Genomic DNA, 25575 nt, shown 5'->3' on the forward strand with positions numbered 1-25575 from the left:
ATAGGGAGGGTTGCGCAGGGCCACGGATACGCGGCGATACGATTTACCCAGTGCGAGGGATTATCCCGACTGAACGGTCGTTGGGCAACGTCTATGTGAACCCGCCGCACACTTTAGTTTCGGCGCGCCAACGTTTCCTTTGATTTCAGTCAGAAATAATACGCAACAACTATCCACGTGCACCCAGCCAATGAGAACTCAAGCGAAGCGCGCGTATTCCAAATCTGTTTAAAAAACGATCAGATGCGACTGGACTGAATGGGATACTGATCAATACTTGAACTGTCGGCGTGACATCTCCCCCAAGTGACGCGCCGACCTGGGTACCGACGGACTGTGTGCCCTTGTTTTACTCCTAATGGTCTTAACCCGGATTCACCCCCCAGAACCCGGGTTTTTTTTGCCTGCGATTTGAGCCTGTCAGCCGGCGACGTGGGCCAACGGGAACAGGCGCTTGAAGTTGTCGGTGGTCTGCTGCGCAAAGCGCTCGTAAGACTCACCCCGCAGCATGGCCAGGTAATCCGCCACATCCCGTACGTATTCCGGCAGGTTCGGTTTGCCGCGATGAGGAATGGGCGCCAGGTAAGGCGAATCGGTTTCCACCAGCAGGCGGTCGGCCGGCACCTGGCGTGCCACGTCGCGCAGGGCGTCGGCATTGCGGAAAGTGACGATGCCCGATAGGGAAATGTAGAAGCCCAGGTCCAGGGCCGCCTTGGCCATGTCCCAATCTTCGGTAAAGCAATGCAGCACGCCGGCCTGGGGCAACGCGGCCTCGCGCAGCAACGCCAGGGTGTCGGCACGCGCGCCACGCGTGTGGACGATTACCGGTTTGCCGGTCTGCTGGGCAGCTTGCAGGTGCAGGCGAAAGGAGGCCTGCTGCAGGTCGGCGGCTTCGGGCTCGTAGTGGTAGTCCAGGCCGGTTTCGCCAATCGCTACCACACGCGGGTGGTTGAGTTCGCCCAGCAGCCAGTCGAGGGCCGGGGCTTCGCCAGGCTTGAGGTCCAGCGGGTGGATACCCACCGAGCAGTCCACATCGGCATAGCGCTCGGCCAGGGCTTTGACGTCTGCGGCATTTTCGGCGCTGACGCCGATGCACAGGAAGTGCCCTACCCCACGCTGGCGAGCCGCTTCAAGGGCAGCATCAAGGGAGCCACCGTGCTGGGCAAGGTCGAGGCGATCGAGGTGGCAATGGGAGTCTACGAGCATAGGAATCTACAACTTGAGTCGCGAAAGTGTCTGGCCAACGATACACCCGTCGGCCACCGAAATTAACGCCGGCCGAGCAAGCCGACCCACTGCACCAGCAGCGCTTCGAGCAGCAGGACACGGTTGAGGTTGGCCTTGCCGAGCACTTTCTGGCGCTGGGCGAGGATCCAATCCTGGATGTTCAGCACCTTGTCCTGCGCACTTTTCTGCGCGAGGTACTGCACCACCTTGCGCATGTCCGGCAGGCCCAGGCCGCTTTCATCCTGGGTCAGCTGGTAGCGCAGGATCAGGCTCGACCAATCGCAGAACCAGTCGAACAGCAAAAGCAGGGGGATGTCCTTCCAGGCGCTTTCGGCCAACTGCGTGGCAGACAGCTCTTGCTTGAGCAGCTTCTTCACACCGTCGACCACCAGCGCGCGTTGCTCACGCACGCCCTGGGCCTGCAGCTTCACAGCCGCCAGCGGTGAGCCGGCCGCCAGGGTGAGCAATTCGACCCGCTCCTCCTCGGAGCACTCCGGCAGCGCCTTAGCCAGCCACTGCAGGCTCATGGCCTCGCTCGGCAACGGGCACGCCTGCTGCACGCAACGGCTGCGGATGGTCGGCAACAAGCGGCTGGACTGGTGACTCACCAGCAGCAACACAGTATCGCCGGACGGTTCTTCGAGGCTCTTGAGCAAGGCGTTGGCGGCGTTGATGTTCATCGCCTCCACCGGCTCGATCAGCACCACCTTGCGCCCGCCCATCTGCGCGGTTTGCACCACGAAGCTGACGAGGTCACGCACCTGGTCGACCTTGATCGCCTTGTCGGCTTCCTCGGGTTCGAGCAGGTAGTTATCCGGGTGGCTGCCGGCCTTGAGCAACAGGCAGGACTTGCACTCGCCGCAAGCCTGCAGGTTGACCGGACGCTGGCACAGCAGGCTGGCCATGAGTCGCTCGGCCAAATCACGCTTACCGATCCCCGCCGGCCCGTGCAGCAGGTAGGCGTGGGCGTGCTGGGCACGCCCGGCCAGTTGTTGCCAGAGGCTGTCCTGCCACGGATAGGCTTCAGCCACGGGCGCGCTCCAGCAGGTTCGGCAACAGGGCATCGATGGCTTGCTGCACCTGGGCCAGCGGCTGCGCAGCATCCAGCAGGTAGTAACGCGCAGGCTCAGCCCTGGCGCGCTTGAGGAACGCCGTGCGTACGGCGTCGAAGAAGGCATGGCCTTCGAGCTCAAAACGGTCCAGGCGACCGCGCGCACTGGCGCGGGCCAGGCCGACTTCCACCGGCAGGTCGAAGACCAGCGTCAGGTCAGGGCGCAAGTCGCCTTGAACGAAGGTTTCCAGGGTGGCGATGCGCTCCAGGGACAAGCCGCGACCACCGCCCTGGTAGGCATAAGTGGAGTCGGTGAAGCGGTCGCAAATCACCACGGCACCGCGCGCCAGGGCCGGGCGGATCACTTCGGACAGGTGCTGTGCGCGCGCGGCAAACACCAGCAGCAACTCGGTATCCGCATTCATCTGTTCCTCGCCCGGGGCCAGCAACACTTCACGGATGCGCTCTGCCAGCGGTGTGCCACCGGGCTCGCGGGTCAACACTACCTCGATGCCCTCGGCGCGCAAACGCTCGGCCAGGTAATCACGGTTGGTGCTTTTGCCGGCGCCTTCGGGGCCTTCCAGGGTAATAAACAAGCCAGTCACGGGCAGTCCTTAGTCAGAGTCATTGCGGGCTTTGCGGCGCGGCGGTGTCCGGCGCAGGCTCCGCCGGCTTTTCAGCCGGGGCTTCGGCCGATGGTGCTGCGTCTTGCGCAGGGTTCACGACCGGCGCCGGGCTGGAGCGGTAATCGGCCCGGCGCTTGAGCTGGAACTCGCGCACGGCGGCATTATGCGCATCCAGGTTGTCGGAGAAAACATGACTGCCATCACCCCGGGCGACGAAATACAGGCTGCTGCCCGGCACCGGGTTCAGCGCCGCATGGATCGCTTCGCGGCCGACCATGGCGATCGGTGTCGGCGGCAGGCCAGCCACCATGTAGGTGTTGTAGGGGTTGGCTTCCTTGAGGTGCGCACGGGTCAACTTGCCATTGTAGCGCTCGCCCAGGCCGTAGATCACAGTGGGGTCGGTCTGCAGCAGCATGCCGATCTTCATGCGCCGCACGAACACGCCGGCAATCTGGCCGCGCTCCTCGGGCACGCCGGTCTCTTTCTCCACCAGGGAGGCCATGATCAGCGCTTGATAAGGGTCAGTGTACGGCGCATCGGCGGCGCGTTTGCTCCACTCCTGGGCGAGTACGTCGTCGAGGCGGTTGTAGGCTTTTTTCAGGAATTCGACATCGGTCATGCCGCGCACGAAGCGGTAGGTGTCCGGGAAGAACCGCCCCTCAGGGAACACGCCAGGGTGACCGAGCTTCTCCATCACCTCACTGTCAGTCAGGCCCGCGAGGGTCTGCACGATCTTTTCATGCTTGGCCAGGGCGAGGCGTACCTGACGGAAATTCCAGCCTTCGACCAGGGTCAGGCTGTACTGCACGACTTCGCCACGCTGCCACAGGCCGATCAGGCCCTGTGCGGTCATGCCCGGGGTCATGCGGTATTCGCCACTGTGCAAGGGCTGACTATCAAGGTTAAAGCGCCAGTACAGGCGCAACCAGAAGGCGCCGTCGAGCACGCCGTCGGCTTCCAGGCGATTGAACGTACCGGTGGGCGTCGCCCCGGCCGGCACATCAAGCAATTGCTCCTGGGTCAGGTTCAAGGGCTGCTTCAGGGTGGAATCGAGTTTCCAGGCGGAAAACCCCAACAGCAACGCCGCCGAGAACAGACCGATCAGCAGCAGTACAACCAGTTTTCGTATCAACTCAAGCATCCAATAGCGCGCGAACAATGCCCTGCAGTTTACGGGTGAGCGGCCCAACCGGCCAGCTCATCGCAGCGCAGCCACGCACCGGCCAAATGCCATACACGCTGTTGCACACAAAGACTTCGTCAGCCTGTTGCAACTGCTCGAGACTCACGTCAGCCACGGCTACCGGGACGCCCAGGGCTTGTGCCTGGGCCATGATCTCGGCGCGCATGACCCCGGCAACCCCGCAACGATTCAGATCGGCGGTTAGTAACAAGCCATTACGCACCAGGAACAAGTTGCTGAAAACGCCTTCGATGACCCGCCCGGACATATCCAGCATCAAGCCTTCGGCATGTTCGGCATCTTGCCACTCGGCACGGGCAATCACTTGCTCCAGGCGGTTGAGGTGCTTGAGACCGGCCAACAATGGCTGCTCGGACAAGCGGGTGGCACACGGAAACAGGCGGATACCGTCGGTTCCATGGGCTTGGGGATAATGAGCAGGCGCATTGCCCTGCAGGAGACGGCGCACCGGTGCACCAGGGTTGAGACCATAACCGCGCAGGCTGTCGCCGCGGGTGAGGATCAACTTGAGGACACCGTCGCCGAGGGCGGCGGCATAAGCCAGCACTTCGCTGCGGATCAACGCGTGATCCGCCGCTAAAGCGAGGCGCTTGCAGCCCTCTTCGAGGCGCTGCAAGTGGCGGTCGAGCAACACCGGTTGCCCGGCCCTGACGGCGAGGGTCTCGAACAGACCATCGCCATACGCCAGGCCGCGATCTTTCAGGGGCACGCTGTCCGCTGGCTGACCGTCGACCCAGCTGTGCATCACTCGGCGAACCGGCGGAACACCAGGGAACCGTTGGTGCCGCCAAAGCCGAACGAGTTGGAGATCACCACGTCGATCGGCATCGGCTGCGCTTCGTGCGGCACGAAGTTCAGGTCGCAGCCTTCGTCCGGCTCATCCAGGTTGATGGTCGGCGGAGCGACCTGATCCTTGATCGCCATCACGCTGAAGATCGCCTCGACCGCGCCCGCCGCGCCCAGCAAGTGGCCGGTCATGGACTTGGTGGAGCTGACTGCCAACTGGTAGGCGTGGTCGCCGAACACCGACTTGATGGCTTCGGCTTCCGCCAAATCGCCCGTCGGGGTCGAGGTGCCGTGGGCGTTGATGTACTGCACCTGCTGCGGATTGACCTTGGCATCGCGCAGGGCATTGGTGATGCAACGCGCAGCGCCGGCACCGTCGGACGGTGGCGAGGTCATGTGGTAGGCGTCGCCACTCATGCCAAACCCGATCAGCTCGGCGTAGATGGTCGCACCACGCGCCTTGGCGTGCTCCAACTCTTCGAGTACAAGCGCACCGGCACCGTCGGACAGGACGAAACCGTCACGGCCCTTGTCCCAGGGACGGCTGGCGCGGGTCGGCTCGTCGTTGCGGGTCGACAGCGCACGGGAAGCACCGAAGCCGCCCATACCAAGGCCACAGGCGGCCATTTCGGCGCCGCCGGCGATCATCACGTCAGCTTCGTCGTAGGCGATGTTGCGCGCGGCCATGCCGATGCAATGCGTACCGGTGGTGCACGCCGTGGCGATCGCGTAGTTAGGTCCCTGTGCGCCCAGGTGGATGGACAGGAAACCGGAAATCATATTGATGATCGAGCCCGGGACGAAGAACGGTGAAATTCGACGGGGGCCGGAATCATGCAGCGTGCGGCTGGTTTCTTCGATATTGGTCAAACCGCCAATACCCGAGCCCATGGCCACGCCGATGCGGTCACGGTTGGCGTCGGTGACTTCCAGGCCGGCGTTACGCACTGCCTGAAAACCGGCTGCCAGGCCGTATTGAATGAACAGGTCGAGTTTGCGGGACTCCTTGACCGAGAGATAGTCCTCGACATTGAAGCCCTTTACCGAGCCGCCAAAACGGGTGGAATAGGCAGAAAGGTCCGTGTGTTCGATCAGACCAATACCACTGTGGCCAGCCAGAATGCCCTGCCAACTGCTCGGCACATCCGTGCCCAGTGGCGACAACATACCCATACCGGTGACTACGACGCGTCTACGCGACACAGCACTCTCCTTTTTCTTGATGACGACACTTTGCTTCGGCGCTCACTTTTCATCAGGGCTAAAGAAAAAACCGCACGCCGTTACAGCAGTGCGGTTTTTCCCTAACAGCAAGCGACGACTACAAACTATTACGCCTGGTGGCTAGTAACGTAGTCGATAGCAGCTTGAACAGTAGTGATTTTTTCAGCTTCTTCGTCCGGGATTTCGGTCTCGAATTCCTCTTCCAGAGCCATCACCAGCTCAACGGTGTCAAGGGAATCGGCACCCAGGTCTTCTACGAAGGAAGCAGTGTTGACCACTTCTTCTTCTTTAACGCCCAGTTGCTCGGCGACGATTTTCTTGACGCGCTCTTCGATGGTGCTCATACCTTGTTTAACTCCTAATGGACAAATTCAGGCAGCTGGCCAGTGGGTAAGTGTATAGAAAGCCTTTTCAGCTTTTCAACTGAAAGCTTCACCCTGTACCCGGTCGGCCACCTGCCTATAAATTAAGTTGCAGCTTTATAACGGATTTTAGACAGCTCGTATGACATTTTTTTGAAGCGATCCGTCACAATTTAACTCATGTACATCCCGCCGTTCACCGGGATTGTAGCCCCAGTCACGTATGCCGCACCGTCGGATGCCAGGAAAGCGACCACATTCGCGATCTCTTGAGCCTGGCCCAGACGGCCCAGCGGAATCTGCGTCAGCAAGCCTTCACGCTGTGCTTCCGGCAGCTCGCGGGTCATATCGGTGTCGATGAACCCTGGGGCCACCGAGTTGACCGTAATCGACCGCGAACCGACTTCACGTGCCAATGCACGGCTGAAACCTTCCAGACCGGCCTTGGCGGACGCGTAGTTTACTTGGCCTGCGTTGCCCATGGCACCCACTACGGAGCCAATATTGATAATTCGGCCCCAACGCGCCTTGGTCATGCCGCGCAAAACACCCTTGGACAGGCGAAACAGACTGTTCAAGTTGGTATCGACCACGTCGTACCACTCGTCGTCTTTCATGCGCATCATCAGGTTATCGCGGGTAATACCGGCATTGTTCACCAGAATCGCCGGCGCGCCGAACTGTGCGGTGATCTCGGCCAGTACGGCAGCCACGGATTCATCGCTGGTCACGTTCAGCTCAAGGCCGGTGCCCTGTACGCCGTTTTCCTTCAAGGTCGCGGCGATACGCTCGGCACCCGAGGCGGAAGTGGCGGTGCCGATCACAACGGCGCCCTGACGGCCCAGTTCCAGGGCGATCGCCTGGCCAATGCCACGGCTTGCGCCGGTAACCAGTGCAACTTTACCTTGCAGACTCATGCAGGCTTCTCCTAAGTTCGGGGATCAGGTTTCAGGCCTGTGCCGCAAGCGCGGCAGCGAAGGCATCCGGGGTATTGAGGTTGGCAGTCGACACGCCGTCGGCGCAGCGCTTGTTCAGGCCGGCCAGGACTTTGCCCGGGCCGCACTCGACCAGTTCAGTGGCGCCATTGGCAGCCAGGGTCTGCACCGATTCTACCCAACGCACGGGTTTGTAGAGCTGCTCCAGCAGGTCGCGCTTAAGGGTGTCGAGGTCTGCAGCCACGGCTGCGCTGACGTTCTGCACCAGCGGAATCTGCGGTGCCTGCCAGTTGATGGCAGCGATGGACTCGGCAAAACGCTCGGCCGCCGGGCGCATCAGCTCACAGTGCGACGGCACGCTGACCGGCAACGGCAGGGCGCGTTTGGCACCGCGTGCCTTGCAGCCTTCAATGGCGCGTTCGACAGCCGCCTTGGCACCGGCGATCACCACCTGGCCAGGGGAGTTGAAGTTCACCGCGCTGACCACTTCGCCCTGGGCCGCTTCGGCGCAGGCCTCGATCACCACGGCATCGTCCAGACCCAGGATAGCGGCCATGCCGCCCTGCCCGGCCGGAACGGCTTCTTGCATCAACTGGCCACGACGTTCAACCAGCTTGACCGCCTCACCCAGGGTCAGGCTGCCCGCCGCCACCAGGGCGCTGTACTCACCCAGGCTGTGACCGGCAACGAATGCCGGACGCGCGCCGCCTTGTGCCAGCCACAAGCGCCACAGGGCGATCGAAGCGGTCAGGATGGCCGGCTGGGTCTTGTCGGTTTGATTGAGTTGCTCTTCCGGCCCCTGCTGGGTCAGTGCCCACAGGTCGTAACCCAGGGCATCGGAAGCTTCCTTGAAGGTATCCAGGACCTGCGGATATTGCGCGCCCAGCTCGGCCAGCATGCCGAGGGACTGCGAACCCTGCCCTGGAAAGACGAATGCGAGGGATGTAGACATGTAACAAGCCCCTAATGATCTGGTCGTCGGAAATCGACGCCCCTACGGTGGGAGCGCACGAAACTGACAGATTGGATGGTCAATTGAACTGGCCGGTCACATTTAAGCATTCCCGGGCCGATTCGCCTAAGGCAACAGGTCCTCGAGACGGCCGTGCAAGCGTTGCGGCAGGTTTTCCTGGATCTCGATCAAGGCCCGTGCAATCGCGCTCTGAAAGCCTTCCACACCGGCAGAACCGTGGCTCTTCACCACAATGCCCTGCAGGCCGAGAAAACTCGCACCGTTATGCCGCGCCGGCGCCAGGTCAGCCTGCAGGCGCCGCATCAATGGCAGTGCCAGGGCACCCACCAGGCGCGACGCCAGATTCTGCTTGAACAAGGCCTCGATACGCGCAGCAATCATGGTCGCCAGGCCTTCGCTGGATTTGAGCAGGATATTGCCGACAAACCCGTCGCACACCACCACATCCGCTTCGCCACGGTACAGGCCATCACCTTCGACGAAGCCTACGTAGTTCAAACCCCGCGCACCCTGCAGCAAGGTGGCGGCCAGCTTGACCTGCTGGTTGCCCTTGATGTCTTCGGTACCGATATTCAGCAAGGCCACGCGCGGGCGCGCCACGCCCAATGCTTCGGCAGCCACCGAGCCCATCACTGCGAACTGGAACAGGTGCTCGGCACTGCAATCGACATTTGCCCCCAGGTCCAGCAGTTGGCAATAGCCTTTCTGCGTCGGAATCGCGGCCACCATCGCCGGCCGATCAATCCCCGGCAGCGTCTTGAGCACGTGTCGGGACAGCGCCATCAACGCCCCGGTATTGCCGGCACTGACACAGGCTTGCACCTTGCCATCACGCAGCAACTCAAGGGCCACCCGCATCGAAGAGTCGGGCTTGCCGCGCAGGGCTGCCGCCGGCTTGTCATCCATGCTGATGGTTTCGCTGGCTGGCGTAATCGTCAGGCGCGCGCGATCCACCGCCGGATGGCTGGCAATCAGTTCTTCAAGAAGGGAGGGTTGACCGACAAGGGTCAGGTGCAGCGAGGGTGTGGCAGACAGGCTGGCAATGCAGGCCTGAACAATGCTGCGGGGACCGAAGTCCCCGCCCATTGCGTCAATCGCGATGACTAGGGCAGACAAGTGATTACTCGTCAGCGCCCTTGTCGATCACTTTACGGCCACGGTATACGCCTTCTGGCGATACGTGGTGACGCAGGTGAACTTCACCGGTGGTCTTTTCTACGGACAGGGTGCTAGCCTCGAGAGCGTCGTGCGAACGGCGCATGTCACGGGCGGAGCGGGATTTTTTGTTCTGCTGAACAGCCATAATTGATTAACTCCTAAACGTTTGGGTCACGCTTTAACTGCGCCAATACACTGAACGGGTTGGACCGCGTTACCTCGTCCTCGCTCGGTTCGGGCTCGTCATCGAGGCCCGCCGGCTGCTGGCATTCTTCCGGATGATGAGCAGGCACAATGGGCAAGGCGAGCAAAAGCTCCTCCTCGATCAGTGCATGCAGATCCAAAGGATCTTCGCCCAGTTCCAGCACGTCATAACCTTTCGGCAACGACTGGGTATTCGCACCCTCCTTCACCACAGCATAACTGCACTCGCTGTGGATCGGCAGGGTGACCAGCTCAAGACAACGCTGGCAAACCATTTTGACTTCGGTGTCGATAAAGCTGTGAATTACCACAGATTTACGTTCATCTCGTTCAAAAACGAATTTGGCCTGCACCGTACCGACAGTGTCGGAAAGCGGGTCGCAGAGTCTCTCCAAATCGGCCAGCAGCAACTCACCTTGAAGGGAGGTGCCACGATCAGCCAATTTGCGCGGGTCAACGTGAGGTGGAATCGGGTCATTCAACATAGGCGCAGCATTATAGGGATGCACCCGGCCATGTCAAAGGAAATTCAGCCCTGTGCGTCAGCCGGTCGCCCCGCTAGAATCCCCGGCTGCCTTGAGGAGACGCCCATGCTGCCTTTATTACTCGCATCCAGCTCGGTTTATCGCCGGGAATTGCTCAGCCGCCTGCACGTGCCGTTCATCTGCAGCTCGCCGGATATCGACGAAAGCCACCGTGCAAATGAATCCGCCGTCGACCTGGTCAAGCGCCTGGCCGAAGAAAAAGCCCGCGCCCTCGCCGCGAGTCATCCAGGCCATTTGATCATCGGCTCCGACCAAGTGGCCGCGCTCGACGGCCGGATCATCGGTAAGCCCCACACCTTCGAGAACGCCCGCGAACAATTGCTGGCGGCGAGCGGCAAGCGTGTGAGCTTTCTGACGGGCCTGGCGCTGCTGAACAGCGAGACAGGGCACTGCCAGGTCGACTGTGTGCCGTTTACCGTGCACATGCGTGAGCTGGACGTTGAGCGTGTTGAGCGCTATCTGCGGATCGAGCAGCCGTATGACTGCGCAGGGAGCTTCAAGGCTGAAGGCTTGGGTGTGAGCCTGTTCCAGAGCACCGAAGGGCCGGACTCGACCAGCTTAGTGGGCCTACCACTGATACGACTGGTCGACATGCTGCTGGCCGAAGGCGTGCAAATCCCCTAAGCCCACCAAACTACTGTGGGAGCTGGCTTGCCTGCGATAGCGGTGGTCCTGCCACTCCAGATGTCGACTGGCCAACCGCTATCGCGGGCAAGCCCGCTCCCACATGTGAATCGATGCGCCTGCTGGATCAGCGCAGGCTCGGGCCTTGGAAGCCCATGTAGAACGCCAGCTTCTCGGCCACGCTGGCACCCAGCCGCTTGGAGAAGCGATCAAACGGCGATTCCTCAACCGTGAAATCCACCAGTTCTTTCTCGCCAATCACATCGCGCGCCACCGAACTGGCACTGCCCAGGCCATCGATCAAGCCCAGCGGCAACGCCTGCTCGCCCGACCATACCAACCCGGAGAACAGCTCCGGATGGTCTTTGTCCTTGAGGCGATCACCGCGCCCCTGCTTCACGCTGGCGATGAATTGGCGATGGGTGGTGTCGAGCACGCCCTGCCAGAACTGGGTTTCATCGGCCTTTTGCGGCTGGAACGGATCGAGGAAGGCCTTGTGCTCGCCCGAGGTATAGGTGCGACGCTCCACGCCGAGCTTCTCCATGGTGCCGACAAAGCCGTAACCGGCCGCCGTTACACCGATGGAACCGACCAGGCTGGCCTTGTCGGCATAGATCTGGTCAGCAGCGCTGGCGATGTAATAGGCGCCCGAGGCCCCCAGGTCGGAAATCACCGCGTACAGCTTGATATCCGGGTGCAGGCCGCGCAGACGACGAATCTCGTCATACACATAACCCGATTGCACCGGGCTGCCGCCAGGACTGTTGATGCGCAGGATCACACCCTTGACCTTGGGATCTTCGAACGCGGCACGCAGGCTGCTGACAATATTGTCGGCGCTGGCCGACTCCTTGTCGGCAATCACCCCGCGCACTTCAATCAGGGCAGTGTAGTTGGCGCCGCGGGTTGCGCTTTTTTCCATGTCCATCAACGGACTGAACAACGCGAGCATGGCAATAAGCCAGACAAAGGTCAGCAACTTGAAGAAAATCCCCCAACGCCGTGCCCGGCGCTGCTCCTGGACACTGGCCAGGAGGGTTTTCTCCAGCAGCTTCCAGCTCTTGTCATCACTGCTATCGGCCTTTTCGGGCGCTTTCCACTCGTCACTCATGCCATTAACCCCAGCAAAGACTTATCGGGCCTGGCTGAGCCAGGCCTGCAGTTCAGAAAAATGATCAATCGTCAGCCTGGGCTCGTATTGCTGCAAGGCTTCGGCTGCCTGGGCACCGTAGCTGACCGCCACGCTGTCCATGCAGGCATTGCGCGCCATCATCAGGTCGAAAGAAGCATCGCCCACCATCAGTGCCTGGCGCGGCGCTACACCGCAATGCGCCAGGATCTGCTCAAGCATCAGAGGGTGAGGCTTGCTAGCAGTTTCATCCGCGGCACGGGTGATATCGAAGAAGTCTTCAAAACCATGCGCCTTGAGCACCCGATCCAGCCCGCGACGGGCCTTGCCGGTGGCAACAGCGAGGTGATACCCCTCGGCGCGAAACGCTTCCAACGACTGCATCACGCCCTCGAACAACGGCGAAGGCGTGGCCTCCAGCGCAATGTAGTGATCGGCGTAATGGTCGCGGAACGCCACCAGCTCAGCGTCGCTGATCTGCGGGTAAAGGGTGCGAATCGCCTCGGGCAAGCCCAGGCCGATGATGCCCTTGACCGCCAGGTCGCTGCACAGTGCATAGCCGGAACGGGTCGAAGCGGCGTGCATCGACTCGACAATCCGGCCAATGGAATTACACAGGGTGCCGTCCCAATCGAAAATCAGCAGTTTGTAATCAAGGTGCGACACTCAAACGCTCCACGGTCTTGGCCCACATCTCATCGACCGGCGCCTGCAGCTTAAGCTCGCCGCCGTCGGGCAGCGGCACAGTGAGCATGTAGGCGTGCAGGAACAGGCGCTTGCCGCCCAGGTCGCGGATCTCCTTGGAGAAATCCTCATCGCCGTACTTGGTGTCACCGGCAATGCAGTGGCCTGCGTGCAGCGTGTGGACGCGAATCTGATGGGTACGCCCGGTGACCGGCTTGGCCTCGACCAGGGTGGCGAAATTGCCGAAACGGCGCAGCACTTTGAACAGGGTCAGGGCTTCTTTGCCCTCCTCGTCCACTTCGACCATGCGCTCGCCGGAACGCAGGTTGCTCTTCTGCAACGGCGCACGAACGCTCTTGATCGAACTGGCCCAGTTGCCGCGCACCAGCGCCATGTAGCGCTTGTCCACGCCATCGCCACGCAGGGCGGTGTGCAGGTGGCGCAACATGCTGCGCTTTTTGGCAATCATCAGCAGGCCGGAGGTGTCACGGTCCAGACGATGGACCAGCTCCAGCTCCTTGGCATCCGGGCGCAACTGACGAAAGGCTTCGATCACGCCGAAATTCAGGCCGCTGCCGCCGTGAACCGCAATGCCGCAGGGCTTGTTGATCACGATCAGCTTGTTATCTTCGAAGACAATCGAGGCTTCAAGGCGCTGCAACAGGCCCTGGGCCAACGGCACAGGCTCGTCGCGTTCTGGCACGCGCACCGGTGGCACACGGACGATATCGCCCGCCTGCAACTTGTACTCGGGCTTGATGCGGCCCTTGTTCACGCGCACTTCACCTTTACGCAAGATGCGGTAAATCAAGGTCTTGGGCACGCCTTTGAGCCTGGCCAGGAGAAAATTGTCGATGCGTTGGCCGGCATATTCCGGCGAGACCTCGAGCAGCTGGACGCTGGGGGTCTGGGGGGCGGTAGTCGTCATGGCGGCGATGATAACAATTTTTTATGGAATTGAAGCACTTAATCATTGCTGCTATAGTCGCGAACGCCGCCAAAAGCGGCCTGGACAGAGGACTTGCGGCAAACTGCCGGCCCTGACCATCGCAATTCATCAGGACGCGAGGCCGTCCTACGGGGCTTTCGCCACCCTGGAAGGCTCGAGATTGTAACAAGCGCAGGTGACATGAGGCCTGAAGCGAGTGCAGAAAGCAGAGTGAATACTCGCATTCTGCGCCGATATTTACGGCCAGTTCACAAAGTGCAGTCAGTCTTGGGCCAGACCATGGCGAATGTTTCGGAAACAACGCCTGTTAAGAGCTGAGTGAGAGCGCAGTCGCCCACACCTAGTCTTGTTTAGCCATGAGCGTGGACTCCCCATTGGAGAACACGGTAAATGCCAACCCGCTGCGGATTCTGCGCGCGGCAGCACCCGAATTATCAGGGATACGTGTAGGGTGGAGATGCACAACCGTCGGACCGTGTAGCACTAGGCTTATATTTAGACGCTTCATCTCGTCCACAGTCGCCGGTTGATTCCTCCTCCTGACCTTAGCTTTTGTTGAAGTGGTGCCTTTGTCACCACCGCTAACAAGCAGGACGCGTCCGTCGCGATACCGGCCCAATTGGCAGGTTTTGCTGGACACTGGAGTGGCCAACCACTCTTGACGCACCTGACACCGACCGTGAGAAGTCGTGTGTGCCGAACGCCGTTTCCGGCAGCCCGGAAACCGACGGTACAACATGAAAAGAATGCTGATTAACGCAACTCAACCCGAAGAGTTGCGTGTTGCACTGGTAGATGGCCAACGCCTCTACGACCTGGACATCGAATCCGGTGCACGCGAGCAAAAGAAGGCCAACATCTATAAAGGCCGTATTACTCGCATCGAACCAAGCCTTGAGGCTGCCTTTGTCGATTTCGGCTCCGAGCGCCACGGCTTCCTGCCCCTCAAAGAAATCTCCCGCGAATACTTCAAGAAAGCCCCTGAAGGCCGCGTGAACATCAAGGACGTCCTGAGCGAAGGCCAGGAAGTCATCGTCCAGGTCGAAAAAGAAGAACGTGGCAACAAGGGCGCCGCCCTGACCACCTTCATCAGCCTGGCCGGTCGTTACCTGGTACTGATGCCGAACAACCCGCGTGCCGGCGGTATTTCCCGTCGCATCGAAGGCGAAGAGCGCAACGAACTGCGTGAAGCGCTGAACGGTTTGATCGCACCGGCCGACATGGGCCTGATCGTTCGCACTGCCGGCCTGGGCCGCAGCAGCGAAGAAATGCAGTGGGACCTCGACTACCTGCTGCAACTGTGGACCGCCATCAAGGAAGCGTCCCTGGATCGTTCCGCGCCGTTCCTGATCTACCAGGAAAGCAACGTGATCATCCGTGCTATCCGCGATTACCTGCGCCAGGACATCGGCGAAGTGCTGATCGACAGCGTTGAAGCCCAGGACGAAGCCCTGACCTTCATTCGCCAGGTGATGCCGCAGTACGCCAGCAAGATCAAGCTCTACGAAGACAGCGTGCCGCTGTTCAACCGTTTCCAGATCGAAAGCCAGATCGAGACCGCTTTCCAGCGCGTCGTCGAACTGCCTTCCGGCGGCTCCATCGTGATCGACCCGACCGAAGCCCTGGTGTCCATCGACATCAACTCGGCGCGCGCCACGAAAGGTAGCGACATCGAAGAAACCGCCCTGCAGACCAACCTGGAAGCGGCTGAAGAAATCGCCCGCCAGCTGCGCCTGCGTGACATCGGCGGCCTGATCGTGATCGACTTCATCGACATGACCCCCGCCAAGAACCAACGCGCCGTGGAAGAGAAAGTCCGCGAATGCCTGGAAGCCGACCGTGCCCGCGTGCAAGTTGGCCGCATTTCGCGCTTCGGCCTGCTGGAAATGTCCCGTCAGCGCCTGCGCCCATCCCTGGGCGAGAGCAGCGGCATCGTCTGCCCACGCTGCAACGGCACCGGCATCATCCGTGACGTTGAATCGCTGTCGCTGGCGATCCTGCGCCTGATCGAAGAAGAAGCCCTGAAAGACCGCACCGCCGAAGTCCGCGCGCAAGTGCCGATCCCGGTTGCAGCCTTCCTGCTCAACGAAAAACGCAACTCGATCACCAAGATCGAACTGCGCACCCGTGCCCGCATCGTGATCCTGCCGAACGATCACCTTGAGACCCCGCACTTCGAAGTCCAGCGCCTGCGCGACGACAGCCCGGAAGCCCACAGCGGCCAGTCCAGCTACGAAATCGCCGCTGCCGCTGCCGAAGTAGAAGAAGTCCAGCCAGCCGCTGCGACCCGCACCCTGGTTCGCCAGGAAGCGGCCGTGAAGACGGCGCCGGCGCGTGCCAACGCACCGGTACCGACTGAAGTTGCCGCCCCGGTTGCCGCGCCGGCCGCCCTGCCTGAGCCAAGCCTGTTCAAGGGCCTGGTGAAGTCGCTGGTCAGCCTGTTCGCCACCAAGGAAGAGCCGGCCGCGCCGGTGGTGGTTGAAAAACCTGCCGCTGAGCGTCCAGCCCGTAACGAAGAGCGTCGCAACGGTCGCCAGCAAAGCCGTAACCGCAACGGTCGCCGTGACGAAGAACGCAAGCCTCGCGAAGAACGTGCTCCACGTGAAGAACGCGCACCCCGCGAAGAGCGCGCGCCACGCGAAGCCCGTGAAGACACGCCAGCCGTAGCCCGTGAAGAACGTGCACCGCGTGAAGAGCGCGCACCGCGCACTCCACGTGCACCGCGTGAAGATCGCAAGCCACGTGGCGAGCGTGAAGAACGCGTGCGTGAACTGCGCGAGCCGCTGGATGCTGCACCTGCCGTTGCCGCTGCTGCCGGCGCTGTCGCTGCTGAAGAGCGTCCAGCTCGCCAGCCACGCGAAGAGCGCGCCCCTCGCGAAGAGCGCCAGCCGCGCCCACCGCGTGAAGAGCGCCAGCCACGTGCCGAGCAAGCCGCTGCTGCCAGCGAAGAAGAAGTGCTGACCGGCGAAGAGCAACTGCAGGACGACGGTCAGGACAACGCCGAAGGCGATCGTCCACGCCGCCGCTCCCGTGGCCAGCGTCGTCGCAGCAACCGTCGTGAGCGTCAGCGTGATGCCAACGGCAATGTGATCGAAGGCTCGGAAGAAGCCGGCGAAAACGCAGAAGCCGCGACCAGCGAACCGACCGGCGCCGAACTGGCTGCAGGTCTGGCCGTTACCGCTGCCGTGGCCAGCTCGGTGATCAGCGCCCCCGCTGAAGCCCAGGCGCACGAGCAAGCTGAACGTGCTACCGCCGCTGTCGAAGAAACCGTTGTGGTTGAAGCACCTGTCGCGCACACCCCAGTGGAAGAAGCGCCAGCTGTTGAAGCACCGGTCGTAGAAGCCACCACCCCGATCGAAGCCCCAGTGGTGCCGGAAGTGGAAGTGGCTCCGGTGGTTCGCGAAGTTCGCGAAGCGCAGCCGGAAGCCGAATTGGCGGCTGTCGAGCCAGCACCGGTGGTTGAGTCTCAGCCAGTGGTTGAAGCCGCCGTTGAAGCACCAGCTGAAGCCCCGGTTGTCGAAGAAGCTGCCCCGGCAGTGCGTGAAGTTCGCGAAGAACAGACCGCCTTCCAGTGGACGGCCCCTGAGCCAGCCGCCCCGGTTGAAGCGCCAGCACCTGCCCCTGTGGCAGAGCAAGCGCCAGCGCCGGTGGTCGAAGCCGTGGTTGCCGAACCTGCGCCAGTGGTCGAGCCTCAGCCAGTGGTTGAAGCGCCAGTGGTTGCCGAAGTCGCCGCTCCGGTGGTTGAAGCAGCACCTGCCAGCGCCCTGACCGAAAATGGTCGTGCGCCGAACGATCCACGTGAAGTGCGTCGTCGTCGCAAAGAAGCCGAGGCAGCCGCCGCTGCAGCAGCTGCTGCCGCCGAAGCACCGGCCCCGGCCGCTGAAGCCGTGGTTGAACACACTGCCCCGATCGTCGACGAAGCCCCGCGCGCCGTCGAAGAAGTGGCAGAGCACCACCCAAAGGCCCTGGAAGAAGAGCACGAGCCTAAACCTCTCGTCTAATTCCAACCGCCACTAAAAAGCCCCGCCTGAGTGATCAGGCGGGGCTTTTTATTGAGCGCAAGAAACCAAGCTTTATCCCTGGAATACATTCGCCTGCAGGCGCTGGCTGGCCGGCTCCTACCGTTGGATGGGGGAGAAATTCAAACTCTGCGGCAGGTCGACGTCCCAGAGTACACCCGGATCATCTACAGGCACTTCGCTGACGGTCGCCTGTGCAAACAGCGGCCTGGCCCCTCGGTCACCGGTCAGCGCCATCAGGCCCGGTGCCAGCGCCCGGTCAAACGCCACGGGATGCCCATACTGCCCATCCTGCAGCGGCACGCTGATACCGCCCTCCTCCAGCGCAGCGATCACCCGCTCGATGCTCGACGACTGCACAAACGGCATATCCCCCAGCACCACCAGCCAACCTTCAGCGGTGCCACTGGCCGCGACGGACGCCGCAATGCTGTCGCCCATCCCCGCTGAATCCAGCAGCAACACTTCGCAGCCGTAGGCTTGCGCCAAGCGAATCACCTCAAGGCGCTCCGGCGAAGTCACCACCCAGCGTTTTACCACCCGCGGCGGCAGCGCCAAAAGCACCTGTTCGATCACCGGCCGCGTCACGCCATCCAGGCCGACGCAATCGGCGAGCAACTTGTCTTGATCGGCGCCGGCCTCGGCACGAAAACGACGGCCCTGGCCGGCCGCCAAAACAATCGCGGTAATCGTCACTCCGCCACCACCGGCAGCGGCTTTTTCTGCATTGGCGCTACGCCATTCTTGATCGCGACAATTTCCGCCATCAGCGACAACGCGATCTCCGACGGCGTATGGCTGCCGATATGCAAACCAATCGGCCCGTGCAAACGCGCGATTGCCTCGGCAGACAAGCCCAGCGCCGCGAGGTTTTCCCGGCGCTTCTGGCTGTTGACCCGTGACCCCAGCGCGCCGATGTAGAACGCGCTGGAATTCAACGCCGTCAGCAAGGCCATGTCGTCCAGCCGCGGGTCGTGGGTCAGGCAGACGATAGCGGTGCGCTCATCGGTCTGGATATTCAACACAGCCTCATCCGGCATGCCCGGCACAAAGCGGCCATGCTGCTCTTCCCAGCCGTAGACAAATTCGTCGCGCGGGTCGCAGATGAGGACTTCGAAATCCAGCAAGCGCGCCATTTCCGCCACGTAGCGTGACAGCTGCCCGGCACCGATCAACAGCAGGCGCCAGCGCGGGCCGTAGATGGCCCGCAAGCGCTCGCCATCAAAGCTGACGATGTCGGTCTTGCTCGCGTTGCTCAGGGTCACGGCGCCAGTGGCCAGGTCCAACTCGCGGGCGACAATTTCATGCGCTTCGCAGCGCGCCAGCAATTGCGCGACCCAGTCCCAATCCTGCACACGCTCCTCGGTCAGGCGCAGCGTGCCGCCACAAGGCAGGCCGAAACGCGCCGCTTCATCGCGGGTGACGCCGTAGGTGACCAACTGCACCGGCGGCCCGTCACCGGCCAGGCGGCCGTCCTGCAAGCGCGCAATCAGGTCATCCTCGATGCAACCGCCGGACACCGAGCCGATCACCACGCCATCGCCACGCAGCGCCAACATGGCGCCCGGCGGCCGTGGTGCACTGCCCCAGGTCTGGACCACGCTGTACAACACCACCGGCTGACCGGCGCGACGCCATTCGAGCACGCTGCGCAAGACATTCAGATCCACACTGTCCATCAACACTCCTGCAAGCGTGCAGCGCAGCCAAGCGGCTGGCCAATGGATTTTAGAACGGGCAACCCTGCGCGAGTTTCATCAGCGTAGACCGACCCGGGTGAACGGCAGTCCGATAAAGACGGGCTTCAATGCAATCTGATGAAGTGTTTACTTAATGTAAATCAAAAAATCGAAAAAGTGATCCGCCCGAAACGCAAACGCCCCGAACAAGTCGGGGCGTTTGTACGAAGCGTCGGTGTCAATTCACACCGGTAAACGCTTACTTCACCGAAGCAGGAGCAGGACCTTCGGCGACGCCCAGGTCATCTTCCACACGGGTGTCGGAGATGCCAGTACCGCCGGAAGCCAACTCGCTGTGCAGCTTGTCGGTGTCCAGTTCCTTGACCCACTTGGCCACGACGATGGTGGCAACGGCGTTACCGACCAGGTTGGTCAGCGCGCGGGCTTCGGACATGAAGCGGTCGATACCCAGGATCAGCGCCAGGCCGGCAACCGGCAGGTGGCCGACGGCCGACAGGGTTGCAGCCAGTACGATGAAGCCGCTACCGGTCACGCCTGCAGCACCTTTGGAGGACAGCAGCAGCACCAGCAGCAGGGTGATCTGGTGGGTGATGTCCATGTGGGTGTCAGTCGCCTGGGCGATGAACACGGCAGCCATGGTCAGGTAGATCGAAGTACCGTCGAGGTTGAACGAGTAGCCAGTCGGGATCACCAGGCCTACTACGGACTTCTTCGCGCCCAGGCGCTCCATCTTGATCAGCATGCGTGGCAGTGCGGATTCGGAGGAGGAAGTACCCAGCACGATCAGCAGTTCTTCACGGATATAGCGAACCAGCTTCAGCACGCTGAAACCGTGCGCGCGGCAGATGGCGCCCAGCACCACGACCACGAACAGGATGCAGGTGATGTAGAAGCAGATCATCAGCTGGCCCAGTTGCACCAGCGAACCGACACCGTAGGCACCGATGGTGAACGCCATGGCGCCGAGGGCACCGATTGGGGCGAGCTTCATGATCATGTTGATGATGTTGAACATCACGTGCGCGAAGCGATCGATGAAGTCCAGGACCGGCTTGCCGTAGGCACCCAGGCGATGCAGGGCGAAACCGAAGATCACCGAGAACATCAGCACTTGCAGGATGTCACCGTTGGCGAACGCACCGACGATAGTGTTCGGGATCACATTGAGGATAAAGCCAACCACGCTCTGGTCTGCACCGGCAGTCACGTAGGCCGCGACTTTGGAGGCGTCCAGGGTCGCCACGTCGATGTGCATGCCGGCGCCCGGTTGCACAACGTTGACGACGATCAGGCCGATCAGCAGGGCGATGGTGGAAACGATTTCGAAGTACAGCAGCGCGTAGCCGCCGGTTTTGCCGACCGATTTCATGCTTTGCATGCCAGCGATGCCGCTGACAACGGTGCAGAAGATGATCGGGGCGATGACCATTTTGATCAGCTTGATAAAGCCGTCACCCAGTGGCTTGAGGGCCACGCCGGTCTGTGGGTAGAAGTGACCGAGCAAAATACCGATAACGATTGCAACGATCACCTGGAAATACAGGGATTTGTAGATTGGCTGACGAGTCGTCATTGCAAAGTTCCTCAATCGTCCCGTGTGGCAAATATCCGCCATTGCCCACGACACTTGAATTGCGAACCCTCCTGCACTGGAGGGATTTGTTGTTTGCGAGGCTTGTAGGACCAGGCCTGCGCTGTTGTATGTATCGCAAACGGCGTGCCAGCTTTGGTAAAAATCCTACAGGCCTTTAGACATCAGGGCTGGGGGATTTCCGGCCCCTTCTAACGCAGGCAAACAGGTGGCGGATTTCCGCCCACTCGCCCAATCCCGTCCTACAATTTGGCGGATATCCGCCTTGTCCCTCTCCCAGGGGGTGGCTACCATCGGCCACTCCATGGACGAGGCCTTCGCATGCGTGAACGTACCATCGCCAGTCATTACGCCCGGGCGGCCCTCGGCGGTGCACGCCGAGCCGGCTACGATTATTCGGGCCTGTTGTTGCAGGTCGGTATTACCCCGCAATTACTGAGCGAACCTCGCGCCCGTATTGCACCGGAGCAATTTACCCGACTGCTGCAAATGCTCTGGCTGGCGCTGGACGACGAATACCTGGGCTTTGCCGACGGCCCAAGCAAACGCGGCACTTTCGCCATGATGTGCCACGCGCTGATCCACTGCCGCACCCTGGAGAAAGCGCTGGAACGCGGCTTATTATTTTATAGCCTATTCCCACAAGGTCCGCGCTGGCAGCTGACCCGCGAAGGCGACATGGCCCGCTTGAGCCTCGACGACTCGCAACTGTGGGACCCGGACCATTTCCTCAGCGAATGCCTGCTGGTGATCTGGCATCGCCTGGGCAGTTGGCTGATCGGCCAACGGATTCGGCTGCACCAGGCCACGTTCAGCTACCCGATGCCGGCCCATGCCACTGAATACGACCTGCTGTTTCCGTGCACCCTGGTGTTCGGCGCCTCGAGCAGCAGCCTGGTATTTCCCAGCCGCTACCTGAGCCTGCCGCTGCTGCAGGACGAGCGTACGCTCAAGCACTTCCTGGAACGCTCGCCGGCGGATTTGCTGTCGCGCCCCGATGAGGGCGACAGCCTGAGTAGCCAACTGCGGCGCCTGCTGAGCCGCGACCGCACGCCCTGGCCGGACCTGGAAGCCGTCGCCCAGCACCTGCACATCAGCCCGCAAACCCTGCGCCGGCATCTGCGAGAGGAAGGCACCAGCTTCCAGGCTCTCAAGGATGAGCTGCGGCGGGACATCGCCATCTATCACCTGGGGCGGGCGGATCTGTCATTGCAGGAGATCGCCGAGCAGTTGGGATTTTCCGAACCGTCGGCGTTTCATCGGGCGTTCAAGAAGTGGACGGGGCTGACGCCGGGGGCGTACCGGGCGCAGGAAAGTTAGAGGTGTGTTGCCGGCGATGAAGCCATCACCGCCGATAAAGCTCACACCGCCGGAAAGTGAATCTTGAACGCCGCCCCACCCAACGGTGAATCACCCAGGGTCAGCCGCGCGCTGTAGCTTTCAATGATGTCCTTGACCACCGCCAGGCCAATGCCCTGCCCCGGATGCTGGCGGTCCAGCCGCTCGCCCCGTTGCAGGATCCGTGCACGCTGATCCGGTGGCACCCCGGGCCCGTCGTCTTCAATGCACAGCTCGGTGCCTTCCAGGCTTTCCACCAGGCTGATGCGCACTTCGCTCAGGCACAGCCGGTAGGCGTTTTCCAGCAGGTTACCGAGCAATTCGAGCAAGGCGCCTTTCTCGATCGGTACGTCGCACTCTTCCGGCAGATCAAAAGACACGGTCACGCGTTTGTCGCGGTAGACCTTGTCCAGCGTGTCGCACAGGCTTTGCAGCACCGGTTCCAGGCGCACCTGGTGGCGTACCAGACCGCTTTTGCGCAGGCTCGCGCGCTGCAACTGGTAGCTGATCTGCTGGCTCATGCGCTCGATCTGCGATTGCAGGACCCAGGCCTGGTCGCGGTCTTCCGGACGCTGGGCCATGTCCTCGCTTACGCCCTGCAATACTGCCAGCGGGGTTTTCAGGCTGTGGGCCAGGTCGTCGAGGGAGTCGCGATAGCGTGCCCGTTGCTCGCGCTCGCTGTGCAGCAAACGGTTGAGCGAGCCGGTCAGGCGCAGCAGTTCACGGGGATGTTCTTCGCTGAGGCTTTCGCGGGTGCCACCTTCGATCTGATCGAGTTCCTGGCTCAGGCGCCGCAAGGCTTGCAGGCCCCAGGTCAGGCCCAGCCATAGCAACGTCAGCAGCACCAGCAAGGCTGCGCCGAAGCCCAGGTACAGGTTTTCGCGCAGGCCTTCGAGGGTCAGCTGGTATTCGCGCACCGGCTGCAGGGCGACGATACTGAACGCCGCGCTCTTGCCGCCGAGCAGCTTGACCTCGACGTCATAGACGAAGAATTCCTGGCCGTTGGCTTCGCGAATCCGCGCAAATTCATTGCCGCGTCCGTCATAGCGCGGCTTGTAGTTGATGTTTTCTTCTTTGGTCGCCCGCGAGCGCCACACCAGGTGGCCCTCACGGTCATAGATGTAGCCCAACAGGCGGCTGTCAGTCAGGTTGAAACGTTCGTCAGGCAACTGCGCCGGCATCAGCAGCCGGTTGTTTTCGACGCGTGCCGCCGAAATCAGGGTGGTGACATCCGACGCCAGGCGCTGCTCGATGGAATCCTGCAACGCCAGGCTGAACGCCCCCTGCATGGCCGGCAACAACCCCAGCATGAACAGCACGGCCAGGGTGGCGGCCGCCAGCATCAAGCGCACGCGTAGCGAGCGAATCAACGGCAGCGCTCATTGAACAGGTAGCCCAGGCCGCGCACGGTGTCGATCGGCTTGAACCCCGCCGGGCCTTCGAGTTTGCGGCGCAGGCGGCCGACCAGCACTTCGATCACGTTTGGATCGCGCTCGTCGTCATCGGGGTAGAGCTGCTCCATCAAACGGTCCTTGGCCACCACTTGCTGGTGATGGCGCATCAGGTATTCGAGGATCCGGTATTCGTAGGCGGTCAGTGCCAGCGGCTGTTCGTCAAGGGACGCCTGCTTGCGATTGAGGTCCAGCAGCAACGGCCCGGCGACGATGGTCGATTGGGTAAAGCCGCTGGAGCGGCGCAACAAGGCATTCATCCGCGCCTCCAGCTCTTCGAACTGGAACGGCTTGACCACGTAGTCGTCGGCGCCCGCCGCCAGGCCTTCGACCTTGTCCTGCCAGTTGCCGCGCGCGGTGAGGATCAGGATCGGGAAGGTCTTGGCCTGGGCGCGCAATTGGCGGATCAGGTCCAGGCCGCCCATGCCGGGCAGGCCGAGGTCGATGATCGCCAGGTCATGATTGAATTGGCCGGTCTGGTACAGGGCCTCTTCGGCGTTGGCCACGGCCTCGACCACATGCCCACTGTCGGTCAGGCGGGTAAACAGGTGATGACGCAGCAGCGCCTCATCTTCCACCACCAGCAATTTCATAAGGCTCTCCAAAGCAAATCAACTGTCCGACAGGGGGATATCATAGCGGCCCTGCAAGTCTTGCTGGCGCATTTTAATGCCATTGTACTGGCCGGTCAGGTGTTGATAACCGGCGCGATAGCCCTGCTGCGGGGCCGCAAGGCCCAGGGACTGGCCCCAGGGCGTGGGCTGGCTGCCCGCATCGTCGAAACTCACACGCTGGATCAGCGTGCTGGTTTTCTTGGTTTTCTCACGACCGAATCCTGCAAAGGCGCCATCGGAGGCCTGGACCCCGGTAGTGGCACTCAGCATGGTCAACGCCAACATCAGCTTTTTGATCGCAGTCATGGTGTTACCTCATACGCGCAGGGCTGTGGTGTGTTGAGACCAGCCTACGCAAACGCCCCTGAACTCCCCCTGAACAGGCTCTGAACCTCGCCTGAACCGTTGCGGGCTATCCGGCGGCGCAGCAACTCGGCAAAATACCGCCCATGAATCCCCTACCCGCTTGCTGCACCCCACTCGATGCCCACTGGCCGCTGCCCGCCCCCTTGCCGGGCACGGTATTTCTCAGCACCCGGTTTGACCCGGCCTTGCTGGCTGACGGGGATTTCCAGCGCAGCGCCGTGCCGCCACCGCCGAGCATCCAGCGCTCGGTGGCTAAGCGCCAGGCCGAGTTTCTTGCCGGTCGACTGTGTGCCCGCGCCGCCCTGCAACGGCTGGATCACCTGGATTGTGTGCCGGCGATTGGCGACGACCGCGCACCGGTGTGGCCGGCGCATATCAGTGGCTCGATCACCCACAGCACCGGGCATGCCGCCGCGATTGTCGGGCACAAGGCGCAATGGCGCGGGCTGGGCATGGACCTGGAGAACATCCTGAGCCTGGAGCGCGCGGAACGCCTGGCCGGGGAAATCCTGACCGCCGATGAACTGCAGCGCATGGCCGCCCTCCCTCGCGAACAGGTCGCCTTGCTGGTGACGCTGACGTTTTCGGCCAAGGAGAGCCTGTTCAAGGCGCTTTATCCGATCGTGCAGAAGCGCTTCTATTTCGAGCATGCCGAGGTGGTGGAGTGGTCAGAGGCCGGTCACCTGCGGCTGCGACTGCTGACGGATTTGTCCGAAGAGTGGTGCCATGGCAAGGAATTGACGGGGCAGTTTGCGCTGGATGACGGACAGCTGTTGAGCCTGGTGGCGGTAGGCGCCTGATTGGGCGATAGCACT

25 protein-coding genes are annotated in these 25575 nt (G+C 61.8%); 4 read left to right on the forward strand and 21 right to left on the reverse strand.

Going from position 1 to position 25575, the window contains the following annotated elements:
* Positions 1-420: 420 nt before the first annotated feature.
* The 12 genes from AC07SI_RS26065 to AC07SI_RS26120 all read right to left on the reverse strand — a co-directional run bounded on the left by AC07SI_RS26065 (position 421) and on the right by AC07SI_RS26120 (position 10235).
* The gene (locus tag AC07SI_RS26065) at positions 421-1206 is read right to left on the reverse strand and encodes a TatD family hydrolase (RefSeq protein WP_065909298.1); all 786 of its coding nucleotides are present in this window, start codon (positions 1204-1206) and stop codon (positions 421-423) included.
* Positions 1207-1268: 62 nt separating this feature from the next.
* A complete protein-coding gene (locus AC07SI_RS26070; RefSeq protein WP_065909296.1) occupies positions 1269-2258 on the reverse strand; it encodes a DNA polymerase III subunit delta' in 990 nt (329 codons plus the stop codon).
* On the reverse strand, positions 2251-2883 hold the full coding sequence (gene tmk / locus AC07SI_RS26075) for a dTMP kinase (protein ID WP_495006782.1): 633 nt from the start codon (positions 2881-2883) through the stop codon (positions 2251-2253). The genes AC07SI_RS26070 and tmk overlap by 8 nt, the downstream gene beginning before the upstream one ends.
* Before the next feature lie 19 nt (positions 2884-2902).
* Positions 2903-4036, reverse strand: coding sequence for an endolytic transglycosylase MltG (gene mltG / locus AC07SI_RS26080; protein ID WP_495006783.1), 1134 nt, complete (start codon positions 4034-4036; stop codon positions 2903-2905).
* A 1-nt stretch (position 4037) separates the two neighbouring features.
* The gene (gene pabC, locus AC07SI_RS26085; protein WP_495006784.1) at positions 4038-4853 is read right to left on the reverse strand and encodes an aminodeoxychorismate lyase; all 816 of its coding nucleotides are present in this window, start codon (positions 4851-4853) and stop codon (positions 4038-4040) included.
* Positions 4853-6097 (reverse strand): beta-ketoacyl-ACP synthase II, encoded by a 1245-nt coding sequence (gene fabF / locus AC07SI_RS26090; RefSeq protein WP_495006785.1) that lies wholly within the window; start codon positions 6095-6097, stop codon positions 4853-4855. The genes pabC and fabF overlap by 1 nt, the downstream gene beginning before the upstream one ends.
* 128 nt (positions 6098-6225) lie before the next feature.
* Positions 6226-6462: an acyl carrier protein gene (acpP, locus tag AC07SI_RS26095; RefSeq protein ID WP_003175607.1), complete on the reverse strand. Its 237-nt coding sequence runs from the start codon at positions 6460-6462 to the stop codon at positions 6226-6228.
* A 191-nt stretch (positions 6463-6653) separates the two neighbouring features.
* Complete coding sequence (gene fabG / locus AC07SI_RS26100; protein WP_065909285.1) at positions 6654-7397, reverse strand: 3-oxoacyl-ACP reductase FabG; 744 nt, start codon at positions 7395-7397, stop codon at positions 6654-6656.
* A 31-nt stretch (positions 7398-7428) separates the two neighbouring features.
* Positions 7429-8367, reverse strand: coding sequence for an ACP S-malonyltransferase (gene fabD, locus AC07SI_RS26105; protein ID WP_106802861.1), 939 nt, complete (start codon positions 8365-8367; stop codon positions 7429-7431).
* A 126-nt stretch (positions 8368-8493) separates the two neighbouring features.
* The gene (gene plsX, locus AC07SI_RS26110) at positions 8494-9504 is read right to left on the reverse strand and encodes a phosphate acyltransferase PlsX (RefSeq protein WP_083221498.1); all 1011 of its coding nucleotides are present in this window, start codon (positions 9502-9504) and stop codon (positions 8494-8496) included.
* A 4-nt stretch (positions 9505-9508) separates the two neighbouring features.
* On the reverse strand, positions 9509-9691 hold the full coding sequence (rpmF, locus tag AC07SI_RS26115) for a 50S ribosomal protein L32 (protein ID WP_003179396.1): 183 nt from the start codon (positions 9689-9691) through the stop codon (positions 9509-9511).
* Positions 9692-9704: 13 nt separating this feature from the next.
* Positions 9705-10235 (reverse strand): YceD family protein, encoded by a 531-nt coding sequence (locus tag AC07SI_RS26120; RefSeq protein WP_010566563.1) that lies wholly within the window; start codon positions 10233-10235, stop codon positions 9705-9707.
* 105 nt (positions 10236-10340) lie between these two features.
* On the opposite strand from AC07SI_RS26120, the gene AC07SI_RS26125 reads away from it, so the two are divergent.
* Positions 10341-10919: a Maf family protein gene (locus tag AC07SI_RS26125; RefSeq protein WP_213554251.1), complete on the forward strand. Its 579-nt coding sequence runs from the start codon at positions 10341-10343 to the stop codon at positions 10917-10919.
* A 127-nt stretch (positions 10920-11046) separates the two neighbouring features.
* On the opposite strand, the gene AC07SI_RS26130 is transcribed toward AC07SI_RS26125, so the two are convergent.
* The 3 genes from AC07SI_RS26130 to rluC are packed head-to-tail and all read right to left on the reverse strand — an operon-like array spanning position 11047 to position 13660.
* On the reverse strand, positions 11047-12030 hold the full coding sequence (locus AC07SI_RS26130; protein WP_065909277.1) for a S49 family peptidase: 984 nt from the start codon (positions 12028-12030) through the stop codon (positions 11047-11049).
* Positions 12031-12051: 21 nt separating this feature from the next.
* Positions 12052-12714 carry an HAD-IA family hydrolase gene (locus AC07SI_RS26135; protein ID WP_495006786.1) on the reverse strand — a complete coding sequence of 221 codons (663 nt, stop codon included), beginning with the start codon at positions 12712-12714 and terminating at the stop codon, positions 12052-12054.
* The gene (gene rluC, locus AC07SI_RS26140; protein ID WP_495006787.1) at positions 12701-13660 is read right to left on the reverse strand and encodes a 23S rRNA pseudouridine(955/2504/2580) synthase RluC; all 960 of its coding nucleotides are present in this window, start codon (positions 13658-13660) and stop codon (positions 12701-12703) included. Before rluC ends, AC07SI_RS26135 begins: the two co-directional genes overlap by 14 nt.
* Positions 13661-14418: 758 nt before the next feature.
* Between rluC and rne the strand changes: the two genes are divergently transcribed.
* Positions 14419-17682 (forward strand): ribonuclease E, encoded by a 3264-nt coding sequence (rne, locus tag AC07SI_RS26145; protein ID WP_495006788.1) that lies wholly within the window; start codon positions 14419-14421, stop codon positions 17680-17682.
* A 117-nt stretch (positions 17683-17799) separates the two neighbouring features.
* Here the strand turns inward: rne and AC07SI_RS26150 are convergent, their stop codons facing one another.
* The 3 genes from AC07SI_RS26150 to AC07SI_RS26160 all read right to left on the reverse strand — a co-directional run bounded on the left by AC07SI_RS26150 (position 17800) and on the right by AC07SI_RS26160 (position 20973).
* On the reverse strand, positions 17800-18396 hold the full coding sequence (locus AC07SI_RS26150) for a nucleotidyltransferase family protein (RefSeq protein ID WP_495006789.1): 597 nt from the start codon (positions 18394-18396) through the stop codon (positions 17800-17802).
* Entirely contained in the window at positions 18393-19379 is a 987-nt protein-coding gene (locus AC07SI_RS26155) for an XdhC family protein (RefSeq protein WP_213554255.1), read from the reverse strand. The genes AC07SI_RS26150 and AC07SI_RS26155 overlap by 4 nt, the downstream gene beginning before the upstream one ends.
* A 259-nt stretch (positions 19380-19638) precedes the next feature.
* A complete protein-coding gene (locus AC07SI_RS26160; protein ID WP_065909268.1) occupies positions 19639-20973 on the reverse strand; it encodes a dicarboxylate/amino acid:cation symporter in 1335 nt (444 codons plus the stop codon).
* Between the two features lie 339 nt (positions 20974-21312).
* Between AC07SI_RS26160 and AC07SI_RS26165 the strand changes: the two genes are divergently transcribed.
* Entirely contained in the window at positions 21313-22311 is a 999-nt protein-coding gene (locus AC07SI_RS26165) for an AraC family transcriptional regulator (protein WP_065909264.1), read from the forward strand.
* 41 nt (positions 22312-22352) lie between these two features.
* On the opposite strand, the gene AC07SI_RS26170 is transcribed toward AC07SI_RS26165, so the two are convergent.
* The 3 genes from AC07SI_RS26170 to AC07SI_RS26180 are packed head-to-tail and all read right to left on the reverse strand — an operon-like array spanning position 22353 to position 24700.
* Positions 22353-23699: an ATP-binding protein gene (locus AC07SI_RS26170; protein ID WP_065909262.1), complete on the reverse strand. Its 1347-nt coding sequence runs from the start codon at positions 23697-23699 to the stop codon at positions 22353-22355.
* The gene (locus AC07SI_RS26175; protein ID WP_065909260.1) at positions 23696-24373 is read right to left on the reverse strand and encodes a response regulator; all 678 of its coding nucleotides are present in this window, start codon (positions 24371-24373) and stop codon (positions 23696-23698) included. The genes AC07SI_RS26170 and AC07SI_RS26175 overlap by 4 nt, the downstream gene beginning before the upstream one ends.
* A gap of 18 nt (positions 24374-24391) precedes the next feature.
* The gene (locus AC07SI_RS26180; protein WP_495006790.1) at positions 24392-24700 is read right to left on the reverse strand and encodes a hypothetical protein; all 309 of its coding nucleotides are present in this window, start codon (positions 24698-24700) and stop codon (positions 24392-24394) included.
* 143 nt (positions 24701-24843) lie between these two features.
* On the opposite strand from AC07SI_RS26180, the gene AC07SI_RS26185 reads away from it, so the two are divergent.
* Positions 24844-25560, forward strand: a complete 717-nt coding sequence (locus tag AC07SI_RS26185) for a 4'-phosphopantetheinyl transferase family protein (protein WP_106802854.1) — start codon at positions 24844-24846, stop codon at positions 25558-25560.
* Positions 25561-25575: the final 15 nt, after the last annotated feature.

This window comes from Pseudomonas sp. GW821-FHT05D12 (genome assembly GCF_059419825.1).

What these genes read in the sequence shown, in the direction of transcription:
- AC07SI_RS26065 (WP_065909298.1), bottom strand. Translation starts at nt 1,206, where the DNA reads ATGCTCGTAGACTCCCATTGCCACCTCGATCGCCTCGACCTTGCCCAG.
- pabC (WP_495006784.1), bottom strand. Translation starts at nt 4,853, where the DNA reads ATGCACAGCTGGGTCGACGGTCAGCCAGCGGACAGCGTGCCCCTGAAA.
- acpP (WP_003175607.1), bottom strand. Translation starts at nt 6,462, where the DNA reads ATGAGCACCATCGAAGAGCGCGTCAAGAAAATCGTCGCCGAGCAACTG.
- fabG (WP_065909285.1), bottom strand. Translation starts at nt 7,397, where the DNA reads ATGAGTCTGCAAGGTAAAGTTGCACTGGTTACCGGCGCAAGCCGTGGC.
- fabD (WP_106802861.1), bottom strand. Translation starts at nt 8,367, where the DNA reads ATGTCTACATCCCTCGCATTCGTCTTTCCAGGGCAGGGTTCGCAGTCC.
- rpmF (WP_003179396.1), bottom strand. Translation starts at nt 9,691, where the DNA reads ATGGCTGTTCAGCAGAACAAAAAATCCCGCTCCGCCCGTGACATGCGC.
- AC07SI_RS26120 (WP_010566563.1), bottom strand. Translation starts at nt 10,235, where the DNA reads ATGTTGAATGACCCGATTCCACCTCACGTTGACCCGCGCAAATTGGCT.
- AC07SI_RS26125 (WP_213554251.1), top strand. Translation starts at nt 10,341, where the DNA reads ATGCTGCCTTTATTACTCGCATCCAGCTCGGTTTATCGCCGGGAATTG.
- AC07SI_RS26130 (WP_065909277.1), bottom strand. Translation starts at nt 12,030, where the DNA reads ATGAGTGACGAGTGGAAAGCGCCCGAAAAGGCCGATAGCAGTGATGAC.
- rluC (WP_495006787.1), bottom strand. Translation starts at nt 13,660, where the DNA reads ATGACGACTACCGCCCCCCAGACCCCCAGCGTCCAGCTGCTCGAGGTC.
- rne (WP_495006788.1), top strand. Translation starts at nt 14,419, where the DNA reads ATGAAAAGAATGCTGATTAACGCAACTCAACCCGAAGAGTTGCGTGTT.
- AC07SI_RS26155 (WP_213554255.1), bottom strand. Translation starts at nt 19,379, where the DNA reads ATGGACAGTGTGGATCTGAATGTCTTGCGCAGCGTGCTCGAATGGCGT.
- AC07SI_RS26160 (WP_065909268.1), bottom strand. Translation starts at nt 20,973, where the DNA reads ATGACGACTCGTCAGCCAATCTACAAATCCCTGTATTTCCAGGTGATC.
- AC07SI_RS26165 (WP_065909264.1), top strand. Translation starts at nt 21,313, where the DNA reads ATGCGTGAACGTACCATCGCCAGTCATTACGCCCGGGCGGCCCTCGGC.
- AC07SI_RS26175 (WP_065909260.1), bottom strand. Translation starts at nt 24,373, where the DNA reads ATGAAATTGCTGGTGGTGGAAGATGAGGCGCTGCTGCGTCATCACCTG.
- AC07SI_RS26180 (WP_495006790.1), bottom strand. Translation starts at nt 24,700, where the DNA reads ATGACTGCGATCAAAAAGCTGATGTTGGCGTTGACCATGCTGAGTGCC.
- AC07SI_RS26185 (WP_106802854.1), top strand. Translation starts at nt 24,844, where the DNA reads ATGAATCCCCTACCCGCTTGCTGCACCCCACTCGATGCCCACTGGCCG.